The organism is Nodosilinea sp. AN01ver1 (genome assembly GCF_050565655.1).
Classification (GTDB): Bacteria; Cyanobacteriota; Cyanobacteriia; order Phormidesmidales; family Phormidesmidaceae; genus Nodosilinea.
The window spans coordinates 1-7,459 of record NZ_JBNXVS010000094.1 but is presented as its reverse complement, the minus strand read 5'-3'; the positions used below and the strand labels follow the sequence as shown (position 1 = coordinate 7,459).

Annotated in this window: 7 protein-coding genes and 4 pseudogenes; 1 reads left to right on the top strand and 10 read right to left on the bottom strand. The window is 50.4% G+C overall.

Annotation, left to right across the window (positions count from 1 at the left end; genetic code table 11):
• Window positions 1-124, top strand: a pseudogene (locus ACQ4N7_RS29720) (IS4 family transposase); the annotation flags it as partial.
• A gap of 295 nt (window positions 125-419) precedes the next feature.
• Here the strand turns inward: ACQ4N7_RS29720 and ACQ4N7_RS29715 are convergent.
• From ACQ4N7_RS29715 to ACQ4N7_RS29670, 10 genes and pseudogenes are all read right to left on the bottom strand, one after another.
• A complete protein-coding gene (locus tag ACQ4N7_RS29715; protein WP_430715036.1) occupies window positions 420-1,373 on the bottom strand; it encodes an alpha/beta hydrolase in 954 nt (317 codons plus the stop codon).
• Between the two features lie 231 nt (window positions 1,374-1,604).
• Window positions 1,605-1,961, bottom strand: a complete 357-nt coding sequence (locus tag ACQ4N7_RS29710; RefSeq protein ID WP_430715035.1) for a hypothetical protein — start codon at window positions 1,959-1,961, stop codon at window positions 1,605-1,607.
• Between the two features lie 220 nt (window positions 1,962-2,181).
• Window positions 2,182-2,417, bottom strand: a pseudogene (locus ACQ4N7_RS29705) (SDR family oxidoreductase); the annotation flags it as partial.
• A 57-nt stretch (window positions 2,418-2,474) separates the two neighbouring features.
• Complete coding sequence (locus tag ACQ4N7_RS29700) at window positions 2,475-3,230, bottom strand: SDR family oxidoreductase (RefSeq protein WP_430715034.1); 756 nt, start codon at window positions 3,228-3,230, stop codon at window positions 2,475-2,477.
• Between the two features lie 410 nt (window positions 3,231-3,640).
• The gene (locus tag ACQ4N7_RS29695; RefSeq protein ID WP_430715033.1) at window positions 3,641-3,946 is read right to left on the bottom strand and encodes a hypothetical protein; all 306 of its coding nucleotides are present in this window, start codon (window positions 3,944-3,946) and stop codon (window positions 3,641-3,643) included.
• On the bottom strand, window positions 3,909-4,553 hold the full coding sequence (locus tag ACQ4N7_RS29690) for an NADPH-dependent F420 reductase (RefSeq protein WP_430715037.1): 645 nt from the start codon (window positions 4,551-4,553) through the stop codon (window positions 3,909-3,911). Before ACQ4N7_RS29690 ends, ACQ4N7_RS29695 begins: the two co-directional genes overlap by 38 nt.
• 100 nt (window positions 4,554-4,653) lie before the next feature.
• Window positions 4,654-4,836, bottom strand: a pseudogene (locus ACQ4N7_RS29685) (zinc-binding dehydrogenase); the annotation flags it as partial.
• Window positions 4,837-4,881: 45 nt separating this feature from the next.
• Window positions 4,882-5,847, bottom strand: coding sequence for an SDR family NAD(P)-dependent oxidoreductase (locus ACQ4N7_RS29680; RefSeq protein ID WP_430715032.1), 966 nt, complete (start codon window positions 5,845-5,847; stop codon window positions 4,882-4,884).
• A gap of 216 nt (window positions 5,848-6,063) precedes the next feature.
• Window positions 6,064-6,171: pseudogene (locus ACQ4N7_RS29675) on the bottom strand (SDR family oxidoreductase); the annotation flags it as partial.
• 59 nt (window positions 6,172-6,230) lie between these two features.
• Window positions 6,231-7,253, bottom strand: coding sequence for an LLM class flavin-dependent oxidoreductase (locus tag ACQ4N7_RS29670; RefSeq protein ID WP_430715031.1), 1,023 nt, complete (start codon window positions 7,251-7,253; stop codon window positions 6,231-6,233).
• Window positions 7,254-7,459: the final 206 nt, after the last annotated feature.

The following is a 7,459-nucleotide window of genomic DNA, read 5'->3' as shown; positions in this document are numbered from 1 at the left end:
ACATGGGCGAAGGGCCAAGAGTCTATTCCGGCTTGGCTGTGACTTCCTGCGGCGTATCTCCTGCGATCTCACCTTGCGCCGCACTGAGTTCAATCAGGCGCTCCAACTTTTGTCCTTGTACTGAGCCAAAGTACACATAGGTTGCCAGCAAAATGAGCCCAGCTACCAGATTCATGAGCATGAGTGTAATGTAATCGATAAACATTTAGATCTCCTACAAGTGTTTGATACCGGAAATATTCATGTTGTAGAAGTCTGAGAAACAGGTGTTGTGTTGTTCTCATTCTTCGTTTATTTGGTTTAAAGCTAAGATGGCTTTAATTCTGGTTCGGTAGCCAGCGCGGTACGTACACCAGCATCGAGATTCATACGGTCTATAACGACCAAACTCACCGGACGCAAATACCTTTGCCGCTCAATCAATTTGGCCTATTCCGGTGCAGCGACTGGTTAGACCCACGGCGCATCTCACTAGTATGAATAAATTGACTTATCTCTTCAACGAGTTCAGGCACAACTGGCAGCGTTGGGTCAGAATAGGAAGCATTTTGCTGTTCAGGGTCTAGTGAAACAGCTTTTAAGACGTGATTCATCCCCTCAATCATTCTAAGCTCCGCATCCGGCTTAGCCATTTTCAGAGCTTGCGCCTCACTGACAGGCACTTGGATATCAGTTGTTCCTTGAACAATTAGAACAGGGACAGTGAGACGCCTAATCTCTTGGGCAGGGGTATAGCGAAACCAGGAAATGAGGTAAGGTTGGATGCTCGATCTGTAGAGCGCGTTGAGTTCTGGTGGAATAGAGGTCACTCTATTCCCTTGCTCCAGAGCAGCAAGAATCTGCTCATTCTGTTGCCATAATGCATCTGGCAAGCTAGGTCGCAGTTGATCTCGTAAGAGTTGTGATGCAGTTTGGGCAGGTCCGGCGATTGATACAAAAGCATCTGCTTCAGTTTTTTGGGTCGCCAGCATTCCAATCAGAGAGCCTTCACTGTGACCAATTACGGTGACGCTTGAGAAACGAGAATCTACCTGCAATTGCTCAATCCAAAGTGCAGCATCTTCAACATAGGTATCGAAACGCAAATCAGCTTCTTCAAGTCCTGCGGCTGCGCTTTCTCCAATCCCGCGCTTGTCATAGCGGATCGAGGCAATGCCGTGATCCGATAATCCTTCAGCGAGGAGTTTGAGGCTGTTATTCTGCCCAGCTAGAGGACTGTTTCCATTGCGATCGGTCGGACCTGAACCCGCAATGATCAGCACCGCTGGCTCTGGCAGATTAGACGCTGAAATAATCTGTGTGCCATGGAGCGTGCCTGTTGATGTTGTAATGTGAACCTCGACAGGTGTTGAGGCTTGTGTCGTGTAACCCATAGATAGCAGCGATAAAGGTAGAGCGATTAGACAGGCAACCAGACTGACAGAACGGCGAGAATTGGGAGACATGGCATGGGGTGATCTATGTTGAATCCGTCAGATATTCTAATTTGATGAGATCAGGGAGTCTAACGACCCAAGTTCAGCGACCCGGCCCGCGGTGACAGCGTAGATTGCAACCGGAGCGCGAGAGCCGAGTTCGCTGCAGGGCCTTGTTAGGCAGCAAAATTACCGCGCACCCCGGCTGACGCGACGAAACCAGGCCCCACTTGCTGCTCCTGCTAAAGCGATTATGGAGTAAACCGCTAAAAAAGCGACTCCAACAAGAATTAACGAACTGCCGGGCAGAACTGGAATAAAAAGCATATACGTCAGTTGACCAAGCATAATACCGGCATAGTGTGACCAAACATGTTTAGGCCGAGCAAAGCCAACGGTAAGGCCAACAATAAGAAGTGCTACAGAATAATAAAAACCTTCCGCATCCCACGGCTCGACCTGCCCGGATAAAGATGGTGACAAGGCCCAGATCATTGCGCCGCCCACAAACGAGAACAAAAAATTTATCGCTAACTCTCTTTTCATTGGACCTTCTCGGTAATAAAGTGCTCGGTATCTCAATGGACAAAAAATTCTGTAAGAAGATTTGAAATCGGTTTAAGAATTGATTGCTTGTCTTAATTCCGATTAAGTCTATTTTTCACCCTCGCTGCCTAACGACCAAGCTCACCGAACGCAGATAACCTTGAAAACTCAATCGACCAAACTGTGGCGTTCCGGTGCAGCGCATGATTAGGCGTCGTAGGCTGATGTAGCCAGCGTCTGAACTTTCGAGGAAACAAACGGTCGCCGCTACCTCTTCCAAGGTTGCGATCCGGCGGATGGCGTGAAGATCCATCGCTTCCGCTGCTTCCGGCCATTTGTCGGCTGCGGCTGTTGCCATGTCCGTCGGCATGGTACCTGGTTGCACACAGTGACGTTGCGCGGACTAGGATCGCGCTGAGCACCTTTCGCATACCCTACAATCGCCGCTCCTAAACCGCGAGAACCACCCGCTACCAGTGCAACTTTGCCTGTAAGTGTTGTCGTCATGATGAATTATTGCGCTACATACCCGCCATCTACCATCAACGTTTCACCTGTTATGAACGATGCTAGGTCAGATGATAAAAACAGGACGGCATTTGCAACTTCAAGCGGTGTTCCAATTCGTCCGATCGGGTGAAGTCCTGCCAAGTAAGCTTTGGCTTCATCCTGCCCACCTGTAACTACTTCAAACATATCTGTTTCGATTACTGCTGGTGCAACGACATTGATGCGAATACCTGCTTTGGCGTATTGGAGTGCAGCCGCTTTTGTCAAACCGACTACCGCATGTTTACTCGCGGTGTAGAGGGGTTGGGTAGGAACTGCAATGACTCCAGCCCCAGATGAGGTATTGACGATTGAACCCTTTCCCTGTTTCAACATCTGAGCGATTTCATGCTTCATCGACAACCAAATGCCTTTGACATTGACATTCATCGTGCGATCGTATTCCGCTTCTGTTTGCTCAATCAGTGAAAGATTTTCGCCGACTGTTCCTGCATTGTTAAAGGCAATATCTAATCGACCAAAAACGCCAACCGCTTTATCAACCATTGCTTTAACATCTGCTTCTTTCGTAACATCTGCTTGTACATAAATCGCCTCTCCGCCAGCTTCTTGAATCAATCGAACCGTTTCTTCACCTTCATCCATTCGACGACCAACCACCACCACCTTTGCTTGTTGCTGGGCGTAAGCGATCGCGGTTGCACGACCAATTCCCGAAGTTCCGCCAGTGACTAACGCCACTTTATTTTGCAATATCATTCTGTTTCTCCTGTTTTAATCAAGATTGATCTTCAGCACACAATAAAACTCTGATCCAGGCAATGAAAGCTCTCACGAATGCTGCTTCAGTTCCTTGCCTAACTTAACTTCAATGTAATGATTTTCAAGGCTCGATTCTTTCAGATTCTTAGGATAAATTTTCAGATTTTTATGGTGCTAACGAATCTGTTGAGGGTCTTTTTAATGAATTGCTTGAAGTACTGCGTCAAATGGCTTTGGCTGGAGAAACCTGCTTGTAGGGCAATGTCTGTGCTAAGCGAAGCTGTCCCTGAGGGTTATCGCTAAAATCCATTTTTAGCAATTCAGCCAGACTTGCAGAGCCAATTCCATATCTGTTTTCTCTGTCTTGTTGCCCTAGCGACACTTAAGTTGAACCATGTCCGCATATTTCAATCGTTCAAGAGTGGCGACATTCGCGTGCCAATCAGTTCAATGGAGCGCATCAGTTGGGCATGATTCATCTGCGCGTTGTCCATTTGAAACGTGACTCTCGAAATGCCGCCGAACGATTTGCTGTGACGGTGAATTTTCTCCGCCGCTTCTTCGGAACTACCGACCATTAACGCGCCGGTCGCGCCGCGCTGTACGTCAAAATGATGCGCGCTTATGGCCCACGCGATGAAGTTTTGATGCTCGTCGGAGACTTCTTCTGCGCGATCAGATTTTGATGAAGTTGTGCGCAGCCAATGAACCAAACGGCAAAGACGCAATCGTGCCGCCAGCTTCCAGAGTGCCTAGATCCACCGGGAAAAAGCCCGTGCCGTCAATGATTTTTTGCACTTGGGTTTTGGCATCGGCGTCGTCACCCGAGTAGAACAGCACCCGCTGTCCACCAGACACCTTAGGCTCCTGCAATAGGTTCACCTCCAGATGATTAAAGGCTTTCACTACGCGTGCACCCGGTACGTACTGCTTGAACACATCGCTGGAGGATTTCCCGCCTAGATCAACAGCCCTGATACCGTAGGCTGCCAGCGGATTGCTGGGGTCTTTGGCATCAGGTGAATCTGGGTCGAGGAATTCAACTGGGTTGGTGCTGTCAATGACGATGCGACCATTCCATGCAGGCCGGGCACTGAATACCTTCTCTGCAGCGACCCAGCGCACAGCCGCAATGACGATGTCGGCGCTGGCGGCTTCGGCAACCGTGCCGGCCTTTATGGAGGGGCCCACTTCGGCCACAAAGTCAGCCAGCGATTCCGGTCCGCGGCTGTTGGCTATGGTGGCTGCAATGCCATTTTTTGCTAACATGCGTGCCAGGTTTGAGCCGAGGGCTCCTGAACCAATAATTCCGATACTCATATCGATGTTTGCAGAGTTTTCTTGACCAAGGGCAATGTGAGACATGAGAAATTTCTCCTTTGTAAATCGATTTAGCAATTACTAACGCCGTGAAGCTGGTCTACTTTTCTGTAAGCTTCAGCGCAATTTTGTCCCGTGTTCCTCCCTGCTCTAGACGCTGATGTGCCTGAACGATCCGATCCCAAGAAAATACTGAATCAATCGCTGGGCGAAGCTGATGACGCTCGATGAGTTTTGTCAAAACCTCTAATTTTGCTCGGTACTGGAGTGACAAAACAATGTGATTACTAATGAATGGATTATTGCGTTTAGATGTGCGTAATAATCTTTAAGACGCAGCGCTGATCAATTCCTCGCTTTTCGCCCAAAGCTGCTTGGCTTTGTCTGCGTCGAGCGCATACGACCTGACACCGTCGGCAAACGGGTTGGGCGTGTCATCAATCGGTGCGATCGCGCAATCTTCGAGATAATGTCCACCGATCTCGTCTTTATTCGCCACGACTGCGGCCCAAACCGATGTCGCGGCTGCCTGCGGAATTTCTTTCAACTCTTTCGGCGGCAGACCCGCTGCGGTGCGCGCTGCGTCAACGGCCTGCAAAAGTCCCTGCAAATCCTCCGGCGAGAGATGGCGGGGTAGATCCGTGAAACTGTTTCCGGGCATCACCGAAGCAGCCCGAATGCCGCGATCGCGATGCCGCCTGTCAAACTCCACAGCGAATAGTGAATTGGCGGTTTTCGATCGGCTATAAGCGACCCATGAATCGTACGCCTGCTGCTCGAAATTCGGATCGTCCAAGTCAATCTCGGCACCGCGATGCGCGAGCGACGACAGGACCACCAGCCGTCCATTATCGGCAAGCAGCGACTCGATCTGATTGATCAGGGCGAAATGTCCAAGATGGTTCGTCCCGAACTGGACTTCAAAGCCATCGATCGTCCGACCGAACGGAGTTGCCATAACGCCAGCGTTAGCGATGGCGGCATCGAACGGTTGACCGTTAGCCAACAGTTTATCCGCACAGGCCCGAACGCTTTGTAAAGATGCCAGATCGAGATTGATCAACTCCAGGCTGCCGCCCTGCGACGCGGTATCACGAACCAGTGCAGTGGCTAGCTCAGCTTTAGCGAGGTTTCTGACCGCGCCGACGACGCTAGCGCCGTGAGAGACCAGTGAGCGGGCGGTTTCAAGCCCAATGCCTGACGATGCACCCGTAATGAGAAATCGCTTTCCCTTGAGATCAATGCCCGCAAGCACCTCGTCGGCGGTCGATTTTGCACCAAATTTTTTAGCCATTTCTTTTCCTTTCGTGTGGGAAGTTAGAAGACACTTTGGACATCATCATCAACTCCTAACTTCTCTTTGTCTTAGTTCACCTGAGTGTAGTCAGTTCCAACACTCAATTTCTTGCAGATTCCTATGGAGTTTCTGATCGAATTAGCGAACCGATTTCAGTGTTGCTCTAGTGAGTCGCTTGAAGTTCTGTGTCAAACATTTCGCACTGCCGATCGGCTATTTTGCTACAAACCCACCATCCGCCATCGATGTTTCACCTGTTACGAACGATGCCAGGTCAGATGATAAAAACAGAACTGCATTTGCAACTTCAAGCGGTGTTCCAGCTTGTCTCTCTGTCTTGTTACTCTAGCGGAACTTAAGTTACACTATGCCTGCATATTTCAATTGTTCAAGAGTGGAGACATTTTCGTTCCAATCAGTTCGATGGATCGCATCAGTTGGGCATGGTTCATCTGCGCGTTGTCCATTTGAAACGTGACTCTCGAAATGCCGCCGAGCGATTTGCTGTGACGGCGAATTTTCTCCGCCACTTCTTCGGGACTGCCGACCAGTAACGCGCCGGTTGCGCTGCGCTGGGCGTCGAAAGCGGCGCGCGTAACGGGGGGCCAGCCTCTCTCTCTGCCGATTTTAGTGAAGGTTTCGGCGTAGCCCGGAAAGAACTCCTCAACGGCTTGCTCGGTCGTGTCGGCGACATAACCGATTGAATGCAATGAAACTTTCAACGTTTCGGGCGCGTGTCCAGCATACTCTCCGGCATCACGGTATAAATCGATGAGCGAGCGAAAGCGATGCGTTTCGCCGCCGATAATGGCGACCACGAGCGGCAGTCCAAGCATTCCGGCGCGGCGGAAAGATTGCGGTGTACCGCCGACTCCGAGCCAGATGGGAAACGGCTTTTGCAGCGGACGCGGATAAATTGCCTGGTTTTCCAGCGCGGGACGAAATTTGCCCGACCAATTGACCGTTTCACTATCTCGAATTTTGAGCAAGAGGTCGAGCTTTTCGGCGAAAATTTCGTCGTAATCGCCGAGACTAAATCCAAATAGCGGAAAGGCTTCGGTGAACGAGCCGCGCCCCACCACCATTTCGGCGCGACCTTTTGAAATCAAATCGAGCGTGGCGAATTGTTGAAACACGCGCACCGGGTCAGCCGCGCTCAGCACTGTAACCGCGCTGGTTAGGCGAATACGCTCGGTGCGGGCAGCGGCAGCAGCGAGAATAACCGCGTTTGCCGAATCTAAAAATTCATGGCGATGATGCTCGCCGATACCGAAGATATCCAAGCCGGAACGATCCGCCTGCTCTATTCTCTCCAGCAGTTCGGCGATAGACTGCGCGGCATCTGCCGTTTCACCGTTTTCACTCGTTCCAACCGAAGCAAAACTGTCAATTCCAACTTCCATATCATTTCCCAAGCGTTTTGCGAATGAAACTATATTTGGGACAATTCTTTTGGGATAGCCGTCCCGACTGTCCAGTCTCCCTGGTTGACTGACAAAAGCTGAGTCCAGGTCGCTGGGTGCCCTACTGTGCGGTAGTTTCGGAGATTGGAAGGGAGAAGGGGGAGCCAGCGTTCTAAGCTTAGATACCACTCAAAACCATGAACGCT

Excerpts from the sequence above, each read along its gene's own strand:
- ACQ4N7_RS29715 (WP_430715036.1), bottom strand. The coding sequence starts at position 1,373 with ATGGGTTACACGACACAAGCCTCAACACCTGTCGAGGTTCACATTACA.
- ACQ4N7_RS29700 (WP_430715034.1), bottom strand. The coding sequence starts at position 3,230 with ATGATATTGCAAAATAAAGTGGCGTTAGTCACTGGCGGAACTTCGGGA.
- ACQ4N7_RS29670 (WP_430715031.1), bottom strand. The coding sequence starts at position 7,253 with ATGGAAGTTGGAATTGACAGTTTTGCTTCGGTTGGAACGAGTGAAAAC.
- ACQ4N7_RS29710 (WP_430715035.1), bottom strand. The coding sequence starts at position 1,961 with ATGAAAAGAGAGTTAGCGATAAATTTTTTGTTCTCGTTTGTGGGCGGC.
- ACQ4N7_RS29680 (WP_430715032.1), bottom strand. The coding sequence starts at position 5,847 with ATGGCTAAAAAATTTGGTGCAAAATCGACCGCCGACGAGGTGCTTGCG.
- ACQ4N7_RS29690 (WP_430715037.1), bottom strand. The coding sequence starts at position 4,553 with ATGAGTATCGGAATTATTGGTTCAGGAGCCCTCGGCTCAAACCTGGCA.